At 72.3% G+C, this 19,316-nt stretch carries 10 protein-coding genes; 6 read left to right on the top strand and 4 right to left on the bottom strand.

All coding sequences use genetic code 11. From position 1 onward, the window contains the following. Positions 1-25: 25 nt before the first annotated feature. Positions 26-11,035 (top strand): Ig-like domain-containing protein, encoded by an 11,010-nt coding sequence (locus SRB5_RS24000; protein WP_194293017.1) that lies wholly within the window; start codon positions 26-28, stop codon positions 11,033-11,035. Between the two features lie 92 nt (positions 11,036-11,127). Here SRB5_RS24000 and SRB5_RS23995 read toward each other — a convergent pair whose 3' ends face one another. Genes SRB5_RS23995 through SRB5_RS23985 form a run of 3 tightly spaced genes read right to left on the bottom strand, consistent with a single transcriptional unit; the run spans position 11,128 to position 14,100 of the window. Further along, complete coding sequence (locus tag SRB5_RS23995; RefSeq protein WP_153455483.1) at positions 11,128-12,753, bottom strand: acyl-CoA dehydrogenase family protein; 1,626 nt, start codon at positions 12,751-12,753, stop codon at positions 11,128-11,130. Next, positions 12,750-13,364, bottom strand: a complete 615-nt coding sequence (locus SRB5_RS23990) for a TetR/AcrR family transcriptional regulator (protein WP_153455482.1) — start codon at positions 13,362-13,364, stop codon at positions 12,750-12,752. The genes SRB5_RS23995 and SRB5_RS23990 overlap by 4 nt, the downstream gene beginning before the upstream one ends. 37 nt (positions 13,365-13,401) lie before the next feature. Then, entirely contained in the window at positions 13,402-14,100 is a 699-nt protein-coding gene (locus SRB5_RS23985; protein ID WP_228390417.1) for a TetR/AcrR family transcriptional regulator, read from the bottom strand. 132 nt (positions 14,101-14,232) lie between these two features. On the opposite strand from SRB5_RS23985, the gene SRB5_RS23980 reads away from it, so the two are divergent. Together SRB5_RS23980 and SRB5_RS23975 are read left to right on the top strand one after the other, a co-directional pair. Further along, positions 14,233-15,018 (top strand): electron transfer flavoprotein subunit beta/FixA family protein, encoded by a 786-nt coding sequence (locus SRB5_RS23980; RefSeq protein WP_323378373.1) that lies wholly within the window; start codon positions 14,233-14,235, stop codon positions 15,016-15,018. A 44-nt stretch (positions 15,019-15,062) separates the two neighbouring features. Continuing rightward, positions 15,063-16,025: an electron transfer flavoprotein subunit alpha/FixB family protein gene (locus SRB5_RS23975; RefSeq protein WP_153455481.1), complete on the top strand. Its 963-nt coding sequence runs from the start codon at positions 15,063-15,065 to the stop codon at positions 16,023-16,025. A gap of 59 nt (positions 16,026-16,084) precedes the next feature. On the opposite strand, the gene SRB5_RS23970 is transcribed toward SRB5_RS23975, so the two are convergent. Beyond that, positions 16,085-17,581: a metallophosphoesterase family protein gene (locus SRB5_RS23970; RefSeq protein WP_153455480.1), complete on the bottom strand. Its 1,497-nt coding sequence runs from the start codon at positions 17,579-17,581 to the stop codon at positions 16,085-16,087. A gap of 74 nt (positions 17,582-17,655) precedes the next feature. On the opposite strand from SRB5_RS23970, the gene SRB5_RS23965 reads away from it, so the two are divergent. Genes SRB5_RS23965 through SRB5_RS23955 form a run of 3 tightly spaced genes read left to right on the top strand, consistent with a single transcriptional unit; the run spans position 17,656 to position 18,831 of the window. Then, positions 17,656-18,006, top strand: coding sequence for a metallopeptidase family protein (locus SRB5_RS23965; protein WP_323378398.1), 351 nt, complete (start codon positions 17,656-17,658; stop codon positions 18,004-18,006). Beyond that, on the top strand, positions 17,993-18,472 hold the full coding sequence (locus SRB5_RS23960; RefSeq protein ID WP_153455478.1) for a fluoride efflux transporter FluC: 480 nt from the start codon (positions 17,993-17,995) through the stop codon (positions 18,470-18,472). Before SRB5_RS23965 ends, SRB5_RS23960 begins: the two co-directional genes overlap by 14 nt. Beyond that, the gene (locus tag SRB5_RS23955) at positions 18,469-18,831 is read left to right on the top strand and encodes a fluoride efflux transporter FluC (protein WP_323378372.1); all 363 of its coding nucleotides are present in this window, start codon (positions 18,469-18,471) and stop codon (positions 18,829-18,831) included. The genes SRB5_RS23960 and SRB5_RS23955 overlap by 4 nt, the downstream gene beginning before the upstream one ends. The last annotated feature ends 485 nt before the right edge of the window (positions 18,832-19,316 follow it).

Here is a 19,316-nt window from a genome sequence, read left to right as displayed (position 1 = left end):
CGACGGCACGACGCCAGGCACGTCGATGATCGACAACGCCCCCTTGGACGTCACCGCGCTCAGTGCGCTCACGGTGCCGCTGCCGACCACAGTCGCCGTCGGCGATCTGCTGACCCTCGGCACCGTGACGCAGTACGCCGAGGCGGATCCCAACGGGGCTTCCACGGCCAATACGAGCACCACGAACTTGTCCGCGGACCTCATCCCGCTGATCGGCGCGACTCCCGCGCTGAGCACGGCGAACCTGAGCTTCGGCGCGATCGGCTCGGAGGCGACCCTCGCCTCCGACGGGACACTGACGCGGACGACCCATATCGCGGACGCGACGCTCACCATGACGTCGCCGCTGATCGGTGACATGGTCACGCAGGTCAATAGCGCGGTCAGCACGCTGACCACCGCGCTCAACGGTCTGCAGAGCACCATTACCAGCGCGGTCAACAGCAGCGTCACGCAGATCATCAACCTCGTCGGCGGCATCACCGGAACCGCCAACACCAATACGACGGTCAGCGTCGACGCCTCGCGGCTCGACCAGGCCGTCGCCGACGTGCTCAGCGCGCCGCTGAGCACCAGCCTGGTCACGATCGACCCCTCCACCGGCACGATCACGGTCAACCTCGCCGGCGGGATCGACCTCAACAACATCCCGCCGAACACCACGCTGCTCAGCCCCGAGATCATGCAGCAGGTGAGCGCGGACATCGCGACGCTGATGAACCAGCTGCAGTCGAACCTGGACGCGGTCATCAACGACGCGCTGAACTACGTCGACGTCACGGTCCACTCCACCACCGCGATCACCGCGCCGTTCATCGGCCAGATCGCGGGCCTGACGATCGACTACACCGGCACCGTCAAGGACCTGATCAACGGCACGGCCCCGATCGCCATCGACGGTACGGGCCTGCTCGCGCCGGTGCCGCTCGACGCGGCGGCCACGATCATCCAGAACACCGTCGCCGCCGCGGTCAACAGCGCGGCGGGGGCCCCGATCGCGACAGCGGGCGCGGCCGTCGACGCCGCGGTCACCACGGCCAGCAACGCGCTGGCACCGGCGATGGCCCTGGTCGGCCAGGCCGCACAGGTCAATCTGAACGTGCAGAACGCGGCCGACGGCATCACCGCCCAGGCCGACGTGACCGCCGTACAGCTCGTCCTGCTGCCCGGCACCAACGCGTTCACGATGAACCTGGCGACCTCCAGCGTCGGCCCGAACGTCAACGTCGTCTACACCCCGACGGTCGCGGCCTCGAACACCAACCCGGGCACCCCGACCACCATCACCGGTGGCGGCTGGCCGCCGAACACCGACGTGACCCTCCAGGTCACCGACTCCACTGGCGCCCCGGTCGGCTCGCCGATCACCGTCACCACCGACGCCACCGGCAGCCTGCCACCGGGCACCGAATACCCGATCCCGGCCGGTACGCCCCTGGGCACGTACACCGTCACGGGTACGACCGCGGGCGGCACCACGGCCAGCGGCACCTTCCAGGTCGTCGACACGATCGCGCCCGACGCCCCGGTGATCACCGCCCCGGCCGACGGCTCCGTCACGACCGACAACACGCCCGTCATCACGGGCACGGGTGAGCCCGGCGCCACCGTCGAGGTCCTGGTCGACGGCGTCACCGTCGGCACGGCCACGGTGGCCCCCGACGGCACCTGGTCGCTCCCGACCACCACCCCGCTGCCCGACGGCCCGCATACGGTGACCGCCACCCAGACGGACCCCTCGGGCAACGTCTCCCCGGCGGCGACCAGCACCTTCACCGTGGACACCACGGCGCCCGACGCCCCCGTCATCACAGGACCGGCCGACGGCTCGACGATCACCAGCACCACCCCGACCATCACCGGCACCGGTGAGCCGGGCGCCACCGTGGACGTCACCGTCGACGGCGTCTCCCTCGGCAGCACCACGGTGAACCCCGACGGCACCTGGTCCCTGCCGGTCACGACCCCCCTGGCCGACGGTCCCCACACGGTGTCCGCCATCCAGACCGACCCCGCCGGCAACGTCTCCCCGGCGGCGACCAGTACGTTCACCATCGACACCACCGCACCCGCGGCCCCGGTGATCGAGGCGCCCACCAGCGGCACCACGACGGCCGACACCACGCCGACCGTCTCCGGTACGGGGACGCCGGGTTCGACCGTCACGGTCACCGACGGCACCGGTGCCGTCCTTGGCACCGCCCTGGTCGGCCTGGACGGCTCGTGGTCCTTCGACTCCGTCCCGCTCGCGGACGGCACGTACACCATCACCGCGACGCAGACCGACCCGGTCGGGAACGTGTCGCCGCTGTCCAACTCGGTGATCTTCACCGTGGACACCACGGCCCCGGCGGCCCCGGTCATCACCGGTCCGGCCGACGGCTCGATCATCGGCACCAACACCCCGACCATCACGGGTACGGGTGAGCCGGGCGCGACGGTGAACGTCGTCGTGGACGGCACCCCGCTGGGCACGGCCACGGTGGCCCCCGACGGCACCTGGTCCCTGCCGGTGACGACCCCGCTGGCCGACGGCCCGCACACGGTCGACGCCACGCAGACCGACGCCTCGGGCAACATCTCCCCGGCCGCGACCAGCACGTTCACCGTGGACACCACCGCCCCCGCCGCCCCGGTGATCAGCACCCCGGCGGACGGCTCCACCATCTCCGACACCACGCCGACCATCTCGGGCACCGGCGAGCCGGGCGCGACGGTGAACGTCGTACTCGACGGCACCCCGATCGGCACCGCGACCGTGGGCCTCGACGGCACCTGGTCGCTGCCCACCCCGGCGCCCCTGGCCGACGGTGTGCACACGGTCGACGCCACGCAGACCGACGCGCTGGGCAACGTATCCCCGGCGGCGACCAACACGTTCACGGTCGACGCCACCGCCCCCGCCGCCCCGGTCATCACCGCTCCGGCGGACGGCTCGACCACCGGCAACAACACCCCGACCATCACGGGTACGGGTGAGCCGGGCGACACCGTGAACGTCGTCGTCGACGGCGTCCCGCTCGGTACGGCCACGGTGGCCCCCGACGGCACCTGGTCCATCCCGGTCACGACCCCGCTGGCCGACGGCCCGCACACGATCGAGGCCACCCAGACCGACCCCGCCGGCAACATCTCACCGGCGGCGACCAGCACGTTCACCGTAGATACGACAGCGCCCGACGCCCCGGTCATCACCGGTCCCGCGGACGGCTCGACGATCACCAGCACCACCCCGACCATCACCGGCACCGGCGAGCCCGGCGCCACCGTGGACGTCACCATCGACGGCACGGTCGTCGGCACCACCGTGGTGGCCCCCGACGGCACCTGGTCCCTGCCGACCACCACCCCCCTGGCCGACGGTCCCCACACGGTGACCGCCACCCAGACCGACCCGTCGGGGAATGTCTCCCCGGTGGCCACCAGCACCTTCACCGTCGACACCACGGCGCCCGACGCCCCGGTGATCACCTCGCCGGCCGAGGGCTCCGTGACCTCCGACACCACCCCGACCATCACCGGTACGGGTACGCCGGGCTCGACCGTCACCGTCACCGACACCAGCGGCATCACGCTCGGTACGGCGACCGTCGCCCCGGACGGCACCTGGTCCTTCGACTCGGTCCCGCTCGCGGACAGCACGTACACCATCTCCGCGACGCAGACCGACCCCGCCGGCAACGTCTCGCCGGTGTCCAACTCGGTGATCTTCACCGTGGACACCGCCGCGCCGTCCGCCCCGACCATCACCTCGCCCGCCGACGGCTCGACCATCGCCGACAACACCCCCACCATCACGGGTACGGGTGAGCCGGGCGCGACGGTCGATGTCGTCGTGGACGGCGTCCCGGTCGGCACCGCGACCGTGGGCCTCGACGGCACCTGGTCGCTGCCCACCACCACCCCGCTCGCCGACGGTCCCCACACGGTCACCGCGACCCAGACCGACGCCTCGGGCAACGTATCCCCGGCTGCGACCAGTAACTTCACGGTCGACGCCACCGCCCCCGCCGCCCCGGTCATCACGGCCCCGGCGGACGGCTCGACCACCGGCAATCCCACGCCCACCATCACGGGTACGGGTGAGCCGGGCGCGACGGTCGATGTCGTCGTGGACGGCGTCCCGCTCGGTACGGCCACGGTGGCCCCCGACGGCACCTGGTCCATCCCCGTCACGACCCCACTGGCCGACGGTCCCCATACGGTGACCGCCACCCAGACGGACCCCTCGGGCAACGTCTCCCCGGCTGCGACCAGTAACTTCACGGTCGACACCACCGCCCCCGGCGCGCCGACCATCACCGGTCCCGCGGACGGCTCGACGATCAGCACCACGACCCCGACCATCACCGGCACCGGTGAGCCCGGCGCGACCGTAGAGGTCACCGTCGACGGCACGGTCATCGGCCAGACGACCGTCAACCCCGACGGCACCTGGTCCCTGCCGACCACCACCCCCCTGGCCGACGGACCCCACACGGTGTCCGCCATCCAGACCGACACGTCGGGCAACATCTCCCCGCCCGCCACCAGTACGTTCACGGTCGACACCACGGCGCCCGACGCCCCGGTGATCACGGCGCCCACCAGCGGCACCTCGACCTCCGACACCACGCCGACCATTTCGGGTACGGGTACGCCGGGTTCGACCGTCACGGTCACCGACGGCACCGGAGCCGTTCTCGGTACGGCCCCCGTCGCCCCCGACGGCACCTGGTCCTTCGACTCGGTCCCGCTCCCGGACGGCACGTACACCATCACCGCGACGCAGACCGACGCCGTCGGCAACGTGTCGCCGCTGTCCAACTCGGTGATTTTCACCGTGGACACCGCCGCTCCCGCCGCCCCGGTCATCACCGGTCCGGCGGACGGCTCGACGATCAACAACAGCACCCCGACCATCACGGGTACGGGTGAGCCGGGCGCGACGGTGGACGTCGTCGTGGACGGTGTTCCGCTGGGTACGGCCACGGTGGCCCCCGACGGCACCTGGTCCATCCCGGTCACCACCCCGCTGGCCGACGGCCCGCACACGGTCACCGCGACCCAGACGGACGCCGCCGGCAACGTCTCCCCCGTGGCGACCAGTAACTTCACCATCGACGCCACTGCCCCCGCCGCCCCGGTCATCACGGCCCCGGCGGACGGCTCGACGATCACCAGCGCCACCCCGACCATCACCGGTTCCGGTGAGCCGGGCGCGACCGTGGAGGTCACGCTCGACGGCGCCGTTCTCGGTACGGTCACCGTGGCCCCCGACGGCACCTGGTCGCTGCCCGTCACCACCCCGCTGGCCGACGGCCCGCACACGGTGACGGCGACCCAGACCGACCCGCTGGGCAACGTCTCCCCGGTCGCGACCAGCAACTTCACGGTCGACACCACCGCGGACGCCGCGCCGGTGATCACCTCGCCCACCCAGGGCCAGGTGACCGCCGACACCACCCCGGACATCACGGGTACGGGCGTTCCGGGAGCGACCGTCGACGTCACGCTCGACGGCACCGTCATCGGTACGACGACGGTGGCCCCCGACGGCACCTGGACGCTGCCCGTCACCACCCCGCTCGCGGACGGCACCCACACGGTGTCCGCCACGCAGACGGACCCCTCGGGCAACGTCTCCCCGGCCTCCACGCCGGTCGACTTCACCGTCGACACCACGGCACCGGCCGCCCCGGTCATCGCGTTCCCCGGTCAGGGTGACGTGACGTCCGACACCACGCCGATCGTCACCGGCACCGGCGAGCCCGGCGCCACGGTCACGGTCAGCATCGACGGTGTCGTCATCGGTACGACCACGGTCAACCCGGACAGCACCTGGTCCCTGCAGACCACCGACCCGCTGGCCGACGGCCCGCACACGGTCAGTGCGACGCAGACCGATGTCGTGGGCAACGTCTCGCCCGCGGCGAGCAACGACTTCACGGTCGACAGCACCGGGCCCGCGGCTCCGGTGATCACCTCGCCGGCGGCCGGATCCACGACCGCCGACTCCACCCCCGACATCACCGGCACCGGTGAGCCGGGCGCCACGGTCGAGGTCTTCGTGGACGGCACCGCCATCGGTGTCACCACGGTGGCCCCCGACGGCACCTGGACGTTCACCCCGACCACCCCGCTGGCCGACGGTCCCCACACGGTGACCGCCACCCAGACGGACGCGGCCGGCATCGTGTCCCCCGTATCCGCACCGGTCGACTTCACCGTCGATACCGGCGCGCCGGCCGCCCCGGTCATCACGGCCCCGGCGGACGGTTCGACGATCAGCAGCCCGACGCCCACCATCACGGGTACGGGTGAGCCGGGCGCCACGGTGAACGTCGTCCTCGACGGCACCCCGCTCGGTACGGCCACGGTGGCCCCCGACGGCACCTGGTCGCTGCCCGTCACGACCCCGCTGGCCGACGGCCCGCACACGGTCGAGGCGACGCAGACCGACGCCACCGGCAACGTCTCCCCGGCGGCGACCAGCACGTTCACGGTCGACGCCACCGCCCCCGCCGCCCCCGTGATCACTGGTCCCGCGGACGGCTCGACGATCACCAGCACCACCCCGACCATCACCGGCACCGGCGAGCCCGGCGCCACGGTCGACGTCACCGTCGACGGAACAGTCGTCGGTCAGACGACGGTCAACCCCGACGGCACCTGGTCCCTGCCCGTGACCACCCCGCTGGCCGACGGCCCGCACACGGTGACCGCGACGCAGACCGACCCGTCCGGCAACGTCTCCCCGGCGGCGACCAGCACGTTCACGGTCGACACCACCGCCCCGGCGGCCCCGGTGATCGAGGCGCCCACCAGCGGCTCGTCCACCACCGACACCACCCCGACCGTCTCCGGAACCGGCACGCCGGACTCCGTGGTGACGGTCACCGACAGCACCGGCGCCGTACTCGGTACGGCCACCGTCGCCCCCGACGGCACCTGGTCCTTCGACTCGGTGGCGCTCGCGGACGGCACGTACACCATCTCCGCGACCCAGACCGACCCGTCCGGCAACGTCTCGCCCGTGTCCAACTCGGTGATCTTCACCGTGGACACCACGGCGCCGGCGGCTCCGGTCATCACCGGTCCGGCGGACGGTTCCACCATCAACGACCCCACCCCGACCATCACGGGCACGGGTGAGCCGGGCGCGACCGTAGAGGTCACCGTCGACGGCACCGTCATCGGCACCACGACGGTGAACCCCGACGGCACGTGGTCGCTGCCGACCACCACGCCGCTGGCGGACGGCCCGCACACGGTCAGCGCCACACAGACCGACGCGGCCGGCAACACCTCGCCCGCGGGGACGAGCACCTTCACCGTCGACGCCACGGCGCCGGCCGCCCCGGTCATCACGGCCCCGGCGGACGGTTCGACCATCGGTGATCCCACGCCCACCATTTCGGGTACGGGTGAGCCGGGCGCCACGGTGAACGTCGTCCTGGACGGCACTCCGCTCGGTACGGTCACCGTGGCCCCGGACGGGACCTGGTCCCTGCCCGTCACGACCCCGCTGGCCGACGGCCCGCACACGGTCGAGGCGACGCAGACCGACGCCCTCGGCAACGTCTCCCCGGCGGCGACCAGCACGTTCACGGTCGACGCCACCGCCCCCGCCGCCCCGGTCATCACGGGCCCGGCGGACGGTTCCACCATCACCAGCACCACCCCGACCATCACGGGTACGGGTGAGCCGGGCGCCACGGTCGACGTCACCGTCGACGGCACCCCCGTCGGTACGGCCACGGTCAACCCCGACGGCACCTGGTCCCTGCCGGTCACCACTCCGCTCGCGGACGGTTCGCACACGATCAGCGCGACCCAGACCGACCCCGCGGGCAACGTCTCCCCGGCGGCGACCAGCACGTTCACGGTCGACACCACCGCCCCGGCGGCCCCGGTGATCACGGCGCCCACCAGCGGCACCACGACCACCGACAACACCCCGACGGTATCCGGCACGGGTACCCCCGGTTCGACGGTGACAGTCACCGACGGCACCGGCGCCGTGCTGGGAACGGCCCTGGTGGCGCCCGACGGCACCTGGTCGTTCGACACCGCCGTCCTCGCGGACGGCACGTACACCATCTCCGCGACTCAGACGGACGCGTCCGGCAACGTCTCGCCGGTGTCCAACTCGGTGATCTTCACCGTGGACACCACGGCGCCGGCGGCCCCGGTCATCACGAGTCCGGCGGCCGGTTCGACGATCACGGACAACACCCCGACCATCACAGGTACCGGCGAGCCCGGCGCCACGGTCGAGGTCAGCGTCGACGGCACCGTCATCGGTACGACGACGGTGAACCCCGACGGCACGTGGTCGCTGCCGACCACCACGCCGCTGGCGGACGGCCCGCACACGGTCAGCGCCACGCAGACCGACGCGGCGGGCAATGTCTCCCCGGCCGGGAGCAACGACTTCACGGTGAACACCACCGTGACGGTCGAGCCCCCGGTGATCACCTCGCCGTCCAGCGGTGACGTGATCGGTGACAGCACTCCGACGATCACGGGTACGGGCACCCCGGGCGACACGGTCACGGTCATCGTCGACGGCACCCCCGCCGGCACGACCACGGTCCAGCCCGACGGCACGTGGACGTTCACGCCGAGCACCCCGCTCGGTGAGGGCGACCACACCGTCACCGCCACCCAGACCGACCCGGCCGGCAATGTTTCCCCGCCGTCCGCTCCGGTCGACATCACGATCGACACCGTGGCGCCCGCCGCCCCGGTGATCACCAGTCCGGCGGATGGCTCGACCATCACGGACAACACCCCGACAGTCACCGGCACCGGTGAGCCGGGCGCCACGGTCGAGGTCTCCGTCGACGGCACCGTGATCGGTACCACGACGGTGAACCCCGACGGCACGTGGACGTTCGACCTCACCACCCCGCTGGCCGACGGCCCGCACACGGTCAGCGCCACGCAGACCGACGCGGCCGGCAACACCTCACCGGCCGGGAGCAACGACTTCACGGTGAACACCACCGTGACCGTCCCCGCTCCCGTGATCACGAGCCCGGCCGACGGTTCGACGGTCACCGACGCCACGCCCACCATCACGGGTACCGGCGTTCCGGGCGACACGGTCGAGGTCTCCGTCGACGGCACCGTGATCGGTACCGTGACGGTCGGTCTGGACGGCAGCTGGTCGATCGACGTTCCGACCGCCCTGGCGGACGGCGCGCACACGGTCAGTGCCACGCAGACCGACGCGGCGGGCAATGTCTCCCCGGCGGCGAGCAACGACTTCACGGTGAACACCACCGTGACGGTCGAGCCCCCGGTGATCACCTCGCCGTCCAGCGGTGACGTGATCGGTGACAGCACCCCGACGATCACGGGTACGGGTACGCCGGGCGACACGGTCACGGTCATCGTCGACGGCACCCCCGCCGGCACGACCACGGTCCAGCCCGACGGCACGTGGACGTTCACGCCGAGCACCCCGCTCGGTGAGGGCGACCACACGATCACGGCCACGCAGACCGACGCGGCGGGCAACACGTCCGACCCGTCGGCACCGGTGGACATCACGATCGACACCGTCGCGCCGGCCGCTCCGGTGATCACGAGTCCGGCGGATGGTTCGACGATCACGGACAGCACCCCGACCGTTACGGGTACCGGTGAGCCGGGCGCGACGGTCGAGGTCAGTGTCGACGGGACCGTCGTCGGTACGACGACGGTGAACCCCGACGGCACCTGGTCGCTGGACGTGACCACCCCGCTGGCCGACGGCCCGCACACGGTCAGCGCCACGCAGACCGACGCGGCGGGCAACGTATCCCCGGCCGGGAGCAACGACTTCACGGTGAACACCACCGTGACCGTCGAGCCCCCGGTGATCACCTCGCCGTCCAGCGGCGATGTGATCGGTGACAGCACCCCGACCATCTCGGGCACCGGCACCCCGGGTGACACGATCGAGGTCATCGTCGACGGCACGCCGATCGGCACGACCACCGTCGACCCCGACGGCACGTGGACGTTCACGCCGAGCACCCCGCTCGGTGACGGCGACCACACGATCACGGCCACCGAGACCGACGCGGCGGGCAACACGTCCGACCCGTCGGCGCCGGTGGACATCACCATCGACACCGTGGCGCCCGACGCCCCGGTGATCACGGGACCCGCTGACGGCTCCACCGTCAACGACAGCACCCCGACGATCACCGGCACGGGCGAGCCCGGCGCCACCGTGGAGGTCTCCGTCGACGGCACCGTCGTCGGCACCACCACGGTCCGCCCCGACGGCACCTGGTCCCTGGAGCTCACCGACCCGCTGGCCGACGGCCCGCACACGGTCAGCGCCACCCAGACCGACGCCGCCGGCAACACCTCGCCGGCCGGGAGCAACGACTTCACGGTGGACACCACCGTGACCGTCGAGCCCCCGGTCATCACCTCCCCGACCGACGGTGAAGTCGTTCACGACAACACGCCGACGATCACGGGAACGGGCGAGCCGGGCGACACGGTCCAGGTCATCGTGGACGGCCGGCAGGTCGGCACGACGACCGTGGGCAGCGACGGCACGTGGACGTTCACGCCGAGCGACACGCTCGGCGAGGGCGAGCACACGGTGACCGCGACCGAGACGGACGCCGAGGGCAATGTGTCCGAGCCGTCCGCGCCGGTCGACTTCATCGTCGACGTCGTCCCGCCGCGTGAGGTCGGCACGATCACCGTCCACAAGACGGACGAGAGCACCGGCGATCCGCTGGCCGGGGCCGTGTTCCAGCTGTGGCAGGAGTCGAACGGCACGGCAGGGCTGCAGACCGACGGTGCCGACCCCGACACCGCGATCGACACGGCCTGCGCCACGGACGGCGAGGGCATCTGCACCTTCGCCGCCCTGACGCTCGACACCTACTACCTGGAGGAGACGGACGTACCGGAGGGCTTCCAGCTCCCCGACAACCCGATCACCGGCCCGCTCGAGCTGGTCCGCGACAACCAGGTCATCACCGAGGAACTGACCAACGTCCCGGCGCAGGTCTGCAAGAAGGGCAAGGCCTGCAAGTAGTCGAACCCCTCTCACCGGCCGGCCCCCGACGCGCACCCAGCGCGCCGGGGGCCGGCCGTTTCATGTCCGGTACGAATCGGGCGCCCCCCGCGTCACAGCCCCGCCGGCAGCCGCGTCAGCAGCCCCCCGATGTCCGTCGACGCCGGCAGCGTCCCGAACGAGAAGCCCTGGTCCCCCGCCAGCCGTGAGGCGCAGAACGCGTCCGACACCGCCGCCGGGGCGTGGCGGACCAGGAGCGACGCCTGCAGGGTGAGCGCCAGGCGTTCCACCAGGCGGCGGGCGCGGAGCTGGGCGTCCGCGGGGTTCGCGAGGTCGGACTCGATGGACCGCCAGGCCGCCGACACCCGCGCGTCGTCCGCCGCCGCGACCTCCGCCCGGAACGCCGCCAGGGACTCCGGCTCCCGCGCCAGCGCCCGCAGGACGTCCAGCGCGTTGACGTTCCCCGACCCCTCCCAGATGCCGTTCAGCGGGGCCTCCCGGTACAGCCGCGGCAGCCCGGAATCCTCGACGTAGCCGTTGCCGCCCAGGCACTCCAGCGCCTCCGCGACCGCCGCCGGCTGCCGCTTGCACACCCAGTACTTGCCCACCGCCGTGGCCAGCCGCAGGAACGCCCACTCGCCGGCGTCCCCGCGATGCGCCCGGTCCGCCGCCCCCGCCAGCCGCAGCGCGAGGGTCGTCGCCGCCTCCGACTCCAGCGCCAGGTCCGCGATCACGTTCCGCATCAGCGGCTGGTCGATCAGCTTCGCCCCGAACACCGACCGGTACCGCACATGGTGCGCCGCCTGCGCGAGCGCCGCCCGCGTACCGGAGGCGGACCCGAGGACGCAGTCCAGCCGGGTCATCGTCACCATGTCGATGATCGTCCGCACCCCCTGCCCCTCGACCCCCACCAGCCACGCCACCGTGTCGTCGAACTCCGGCTCACTGCTGGCGTTCGACCGGTTCCCCAGCTTGTCCTTCAGCCGCTGGATCCGGAACGTGTTACGGGACCCGTCCGGCAGGACCCGGGGCACGAGGAAGCACGACAGCCCGCCCGGCGCCTGCGCCAGGACCAGAAACACGTCGTTCATCGGCGCGCTGGTGAACCACTTGTGCCCCCGCAGCCGCCAGCTCCCGTCCGCCGACTCGACGGCGGACGTCGTGTTCGACCGGACGTCCGTCCCGCCCTGCTTCTCCGTCATCCCCATCCCCGCCAGCAGCCCCCGCTTCGAGGCGGGCGCCCGCAGGCCCGGGTCGTACACCCGGGACGTCAGCAGCGGCTCGTACACGGCGGCGAGCTCCGGCGCCCGGCGCAGCGCCGGGACCACCGCGTACGTCATCGACACCGGGCACCCGTGCCCCGACTCCGCGCTGCTCCACACCATGAACCCCGCCGCCCGCGCCACATGCGCGCCCGGCCGCTCGTCCGCCCACGGTGTGCCGCCCAGGCCCGCGCCGATCGCGACGTCCATGAGGGAGTGGTACGCGGGGTGGAAGTCCACCTCGTCGATCCGGTTGCCGTAGCGGTCGTGCGTACGCAGCTCCGGCTCGTGCCGGTTGGCCTGGTCCGCCCACCGCTGGACCTCCTCGCTGCCCGCGCGGCGGCCGAGACGGTGCAGCTCGTCGAGGTGCCACGCGGCGCCCTCGCGGCGGACGCCCTCCAGCAGGACCGGGTCCTCGGCGACGTCGTGGCCGGTGAGCGGCGGGGGCTGGTTGGTGACCTCGTGGGTGGCGGTCATGGCCGGAGTCCTTCCTGAAGGGTGGGGGCGCCCGCACAGCGCAGGGACATCGCGATCAGCTCCGCGACCAGGGCCTCGTCGGGCGTGCCCAGCGGGTCGACGAGGACCTCGCCGATGGCGCCGGTCAGCGCGGCGGCGGTGATCCACTCGTTCTGTACGGGCAGCGGCCCCTCGGCGGACCCCTCCGCGATCACCTTCGCGAACAGCTCCCGGTACCGCCGCCGGAACTCCAGCCGCTCCGCGCCCACCGCCGCGTCCGCCGGCGCCGCCAGCAGCGCGTACGCCAGCCCACGCCGCTCCAACGCCCGCCGCGCGAAGACCCGCACCCCCCGCGCCAGCCGCTCCACCGGATCACCGGCGCCGCGCAGCACCTCGCCCAGCACCTCGACCTCGCGCCCCGACGCCCGCCGGAACACCTCGACGGCCAGCGCGCTCTTCGACGGAAAGTGCTGGTAGACGGAGCCGGCGGAGATCCCGGCCGCGGCGGCGACCACGGAGACGGACGCCTGCGCCCAGCCGACGTCGGCCACCACGGTCGTGGCCTGATCGACCAGATGCTCCCGGGCCGCCTGCAGCCGCTCGAGCTCGGCGGGGGTCTTGCGGTACGCCATACAAGAAGTGAAGCACCATTCAGAGCTTCGTGCCAGATCAGTCGGCCTGCAACGCCGACTCCACCTGCTGGACCACCCGCCACAGCGGCGCCCGCTTCCGCGTCACCATCACGATGACGTCGTCGTCCTCCTCGACCGCCGCGGGCCGCTCCTGCGCGCTCCATACCCGCCGCACCATGGCGAACGCGTGATCGAGATCCCGCTCGGCGTCCCGCGTCCCGCCCGACCGCAGCCACGACCGCAGCGCGTTGTTGTGCGCGGCGACCACCGCCGCCGCGACCACCTCGGCGCGCAGCCCGCTGTCGGGGTCACCCGCCCAGCAGTCCCGCAGATAACCGGCGAGCTGCCGCTCGTACCGCCGGACGACGGACGCCTCGTACGTACGCAGCCCCGGGACGTCCCGCGTCAGCCCGTAGCGCTGGACCGAGAACTCGGGCTTCGCGGTGTACATGCGCATCACGATCCGGGCCGCGTCGCAGACCCTGCTGATCGGATCGGGGTCCTCGCTGGCCCGGAGGAAGGCGCTCATGTCGGCCAGACACCGCTCGTGGTCGGGGAAGACCACGTCCTCCTTGCTGGGGAAGTAGCGGAAGAACGACCGCCGCCCCACATCCGCCCGCGCCACGATGTCGTCCACCGTCGTCTGCTCGAAGCCCCGCTCGACGAAGAGCTGGAACGCCGCCTCGACAAGGCGCTCCCGCATGGGTGTCACACGGTGCTTGCGCGCATCGGTCATAGGGGGAACGTAGCACTGCGATCCCATTTTTGGCACTTGGTGTCTTGCGAAAGGGTACTGAGTGCCATAGTTTCGTGTCAGTGAATGCTCGACGGCGGCATGCGACCGTCTCGTACCGGTAGGAGAGCCGACGTGACCCTGAGGATCGTTGTCCCTGTGAAGTTTGTGCCCGACGCCACGGGCGACCGGCACTTCGCCGAGGATCTGACCACGGACCGTGAGGCGGTGGACGGTCTGCTGTCGGAGCTGGACGAGTATGCGGTGGAGCAGGCGCTGCAGATCTCGGAGGCGGCCGACGATGCCGAGGTCACGGTGCTGACGGTGGGTCCGGAGGATGCCCGGGACGCGCTGCGCAAGGCGTTGTCGATGGGGGCGGACAAGGCCGTGCACGTGGAGGACGACGACCTGCACGGCACGGACGCGCTGGGGACGTCGCTGGTGCTGGCGGCGGCGGTGGAGAAGGCCGGGTTCGACCTGGTCGTGTGCGGGATGGCGTCGACGGACGGCACGATGGGTGTGCTGCCGGCGCTGCTGGCCGAGCGGCTGGGGGTCCCGCAGGTGACGCTGCTGTCGGAGGTCGCGGTCGAGGGCGGCACGGTGACGGGCCGTCGTGACGGTGACACCGCCTCGGAGCAGCTGGAGGCTTCCCTCCCGGCCGTCGTCTCGGTGACGGACCAGTCGGGTGAGGCCCGCTACCCCTCCTTCAAGGGGATCATGGCGGCGAAGAAGAAGCCGGTGGAGTCCTGGGACCTGGAGGACCTGGACCTGGACGGTGAGCAGGTCGGTCTGGCGGGTGCGTGGACGGCGGTGGACGAGGCTGCGGCGCGTCCGGCCCGGTCGGCGGGCACGATCGTCAAGGACGAGGGCGAGGGCGGCAAGCAGCTCGCCGAGTTCCTCGCGGGCCAGAAGTTCATCTGAGCCCTTTCCCCTTTCCTCCCTTCGTCTTGCAGGAGTTGTGCATCATGGCTGAAGTTCTGGTTTACGTCGATCATGTGGACGGTGCGGTCCGCAAGCCCACCCTGGAGCTGCTGACCCTGGCCCGCCGCCTCGGCGAGCCCGTGGCCGTCGCGCTGGGTGCGGGCGCGGAGGCCACCGCCTCCACCCTGGGCGAGCACGGGGCCGTAAAGGTCCTGACCGCCGACGCCTCCGAGTTCGCGGACTATCTCGTGGTGCCGAAGGTGGATGCCCTCCAGGCCGCCTGCAAGGCTGTCTCTCCGGCCGCCGTCCTGATCCCGTCCTCCGCGGAGGGCAAGGAGATCGCCGCCCGCCTCGCGGTACGTATCGGCTCGGGTCTGATCACCGACGCGATCGACCTGGAGGCCGGTGACGAGGGCCCCGTCGCCACGCAGTCGGCGTTCGCCGCCGCGTTCACGACGAAGTCCCGTGTCACCCGCGGCACCCCGGTGATCACGGTCAAGCCGAACTCCGCCCCCGTGGAGGCCGCTGCGGCGGCCGGCGTGGTGGAGGCCCTGGCGGTGTCGTTCTCGGAGGCCGCGACCGGCACGAAGGTCACCGCCCGCACCGCCCGCGAGTCGACCGGGCGCCCGGAGCTGACCGAGGCCGCGATCGTGGTGTCCGGTGGCCGTGGCGTCAACGGTGCGGAGAACTTCCCGCTGATCGAGGCCCTGGCCGACTCCCTCGGCGCGGCCGTCGGCGCCTCCCGCGCCGCGGTGGACGCCGGCTGGTACCCCCACACCAACCAGGTCGGCCAGACCGGCAAGAGCGTGTCCCCGCAGCTCTACATCGCGGCGGGCATCTCCGGCGCCATCCAGCACCGGGCCGGCATGCAGACGTCCAAGACGATCGTCGCGATCAACAAGGACCCCGAAGCCCCCATGTTCGACCTGGTCGACTACGGCGTGGTCGGCGACCTCTTCCAGGTCGTCCCCCAGCTGACCGAAGAGGTCAACGCCCGCAAGGGCTGACCCCCGGAGACCGCGGCAGGCCCCGTACCCTCACCCGACACGGGAGCCTGCCGCACCTCTCACCCGGAAGAAGACGAGGACCCCGACGGCGACGGCGACGGCCCCGGCGTGTTCTCCTCCGGCAGATGCCGGCTGACCTCCGCCTCCGTCAGCCCCAGCCCGCCCAGCGTGATCTCGTCCCACGCCTGCAGCGCCTTCGAGTCCCGGTCCAGATAAAGGATCGACGCCGTCACCTTCTCCGGCACCCCCTGCTCCAGCGCCCGCAGCCCGCCCCCGCCCGCCGAGCCCTCGACCATCATCCGCGTCCCGCCCGGCAGATCGTGCTGCTTACGGTTGTGCTTGTGCCCGGCGAGGGCCAGCGGGACCAGCCCGTCGACCTGCTGCACGCACAGCGGCTCGTGCGCGATCGCCACATCCGCCCGCTGCGGCCCCCCGGAGACCTCCGGCCGCAGCGCGTCCGCGAGCTCGCGACCGGCGGCGATCTCCGCCGGATCACCGGCCGCCCGCACCGACCGGTCCGGGGTGAACTGCGGGTCCCCGATCCCCGCGATCCGCAGCCCCTCGACGGTCACCGTCCGCGCGTCGTCCACCACGATCGCGTTCTTCTGCCGCTCCATCGCCTTCTGCGTGGCGGCGGAGTCGTGGTTCCCGCGCACCCACACGTACGGCGCCCCGAGCCCGGCGATCGGCTCCAGGAACCGGTTCTCCGCCTCCGACCCGTGGTCCATCGTGTCGCCGGTGTCGATGATCACGTCCACCTCGTACTGCGTGACCAGCGACCGGATGATGCCCCATGAGGCCGGGTTGAGGTGGATGTCGGAGACGTGCAGGATCCGCATCGTGGTCGGATCCGGCTGGTACGCGGGGAGGGTGGACGTCGCCTCGTACAGCGTCGTCACATTGGTCACCAGCCGGGCCAGTTCCCGCTGGTAGACGTCGAAGTCGCTGACGATGCTGCGGGCGTTGCCGACCAGGCCGGGGGCGCTGGTCAGCAGCCCCGAGTAGCGCGGCTCCAGTACGGACTTCGGGTTCCACGTGGCGTACGCCGTGCCCGCCGACGCCGCGAGCAGCGTCAGCGCCAGCCCGCCCGCCGCCAGCGCCCGCCGGGGTGTGCGGTACACCGCCAGGCCCAGCGCCGTCGCGCCGCACAGCACCGCGACGCAGGAGCGTGCCGCGAGATCGATCGTGCCGGAGCGGATGTCCCCGGCGACCTCGTCCTCCAGCCCCGACAGCCGCTCCGGGTGTGCCACCAGGGCCCGGGAGCGGTCCGGGTCGAGCTGGTCGACGTCCACGTCGAGGCGGATGGGTGCCCGGTGGGTGTCGAGCCGCAGCGCCCCCAGCGGCGATACGTTGATCTTTGTACCGCCCGAAAAGGAGGGCCGCAGCGTCATCTGCGTCTCCATCGGCCCCACCGACGTCCGTACGCTCCCCACCACCAGCAGCCCCAGCCACGCCCCGATCAGCGTGACCAGGACCAGCCCCAGCGCCCGGACGAACGGGCGGGGGAGTCGGAGCCGACGGGTCAGGGACCGCAGAAACTGCGCCGCGCGGGACATTGTGACCGTATGCCCCGGCCCCGCCGCCCGTATGCGGCGACGTGACGGACGCGACGTGACGGAGAATGGCTGATGTGCTGGAGATGCCGAACGAGGAGTTCGAGGAACTGGTCGCGGAAGCGCTCGACCGCATTCCGCCCGAGCTGACACGGCTGATGGACAACGTCGCCGTGTTCGTGGAGGACGAGCCGGAGCCCGGGGACCCGGACCTGCTCGGGCTGTACGAGGGGACGCCCCTGACCGAGCGCGGCGAGTGGTACGCGGGGGTGCTGCCCGACCGGATCACGATCTATCGTGGGCCGACACTGCGGATGTGCTCCTCGCGCGAGGAGGTCGTGGCGGAGGCCGAGGTGACCGTGGTGCACGAGATCGCCCACCACTTCGGCATCGACGACGAGAGGCTGCACGCGCTTGGTTACGGATGACGGGGTCCGCCCCGGCGGCGGGCACGTCGAGGAGCCGATCGACCCGGACGTCGACCTCCATCTGCCGTCCAACCGGGCCGAGACGGCCGGGTTCGGGCTCGAGAAGGTGCTCGGCGTCATCGCGCTGGGCGGTGTCCTGGGGGCGCTCGGCCGGTACGGGGTGACCCTGCTCTGGACCACGCCGTGGGCGGTGCTGTGCGTGAACGTCGTCGGCTGCGGGCTCATCGGCGTGCTGATGGTACTGGTCAGCGAGATGGGGACGGCGCATCCGCTGGTCCGGCCGTTCCTCGGGACGGGGGTGCTCGGCGGGTTCACCACCTTCTCCACGTACTCCGTCGGCTTCGCGGAGTTCCTGTGGGACGGGCGGCCGGTCGCGGGCCTCGGGTACGCGTTCGGCACGCTCGCCGGGGCGATGTGCGCCGTGTGGGCGGCGGCGACGGTCACCCGGCGGGTGGTGGCGCGGTGAACTGGCTGCTGATCGTGGCGGGGGCCGCCGTGGGCGCGCCGCTGCGGTATCTCACCGACCGGGCGGTGCAGGCGCGGCACGATTCGGTGTTCCCGTGGGGGACGTTCGTCGTCAACGCCTGCGGGAGCCTGCTCCTCGGGCTGCTGACGGGCGCCGCCGTGTCGGACGCGACGACCGCGCTGTTCGGTACGGGGCTGTGCGGGGCACTCACGACATACTCCACCTTCTCGTACGAGACCCTGCGCCTCGCCGAGGGCGGCTGGAAATTTCTCGCCTTCGCCAATATGGCGGCGTCCGTGCTGGTCGGACTGGGCGCCGTGGTCCTCGGGACGGAGATCGCGGGGGCACCGCCGGCCTGAGCGCCGTGTCCTGGTGGCCCGTACGGGAGTTGAGCAGTGCACGCTCACGTCCGACGGCCCCTCGTGGCGGGCCGCGTGACCCACAGGGCCCGCGGCGGCGGGCGGAAGAGGTGTCCTGCGATGGCCGACCTGCCCGCTCGCTCCGTCCGGGGTCTCGCTGCGGCGCTCGTCGTCGCCGGGACCATCACCGGAGCGCTCACCGGCTGCGTGACCGTGCCCGGGGCCGAGCGGACGGTGGCGCCGGGGGCGGTGCCGGAGTCCGGGCAAGGTGTACGGCCGGACGGCGGCAAGGGCGCGTCGCCGGCGCCGGCCCGTACGGCGGCCGGCCCCCGCGACCCGTCCGCCTCCCCGTCGCCCTCCGCACCGGGCCCTCGATCTGCGCGGCGTCGCCGACGAGCACCGTCACGAGGCGGTCCACCGGGAACGCGGCGATCGCGGCGGCCGTGGCCTCCACCGTGCCGGTCTCCGCCAGCCGGATGTACTGC

This window comes from Streptomyces smaragdinus, assembly GCF_009604385.1.
GTDB lineage: Bacteria > Actinomycetota > Actinomycetes > Streptomycetales > Streptomycetaceae > Streptomyces > Streptomyces smaragdinus.
This window is presented reverse-complemented; position numbering and strand designations above follow the sequence as displayed.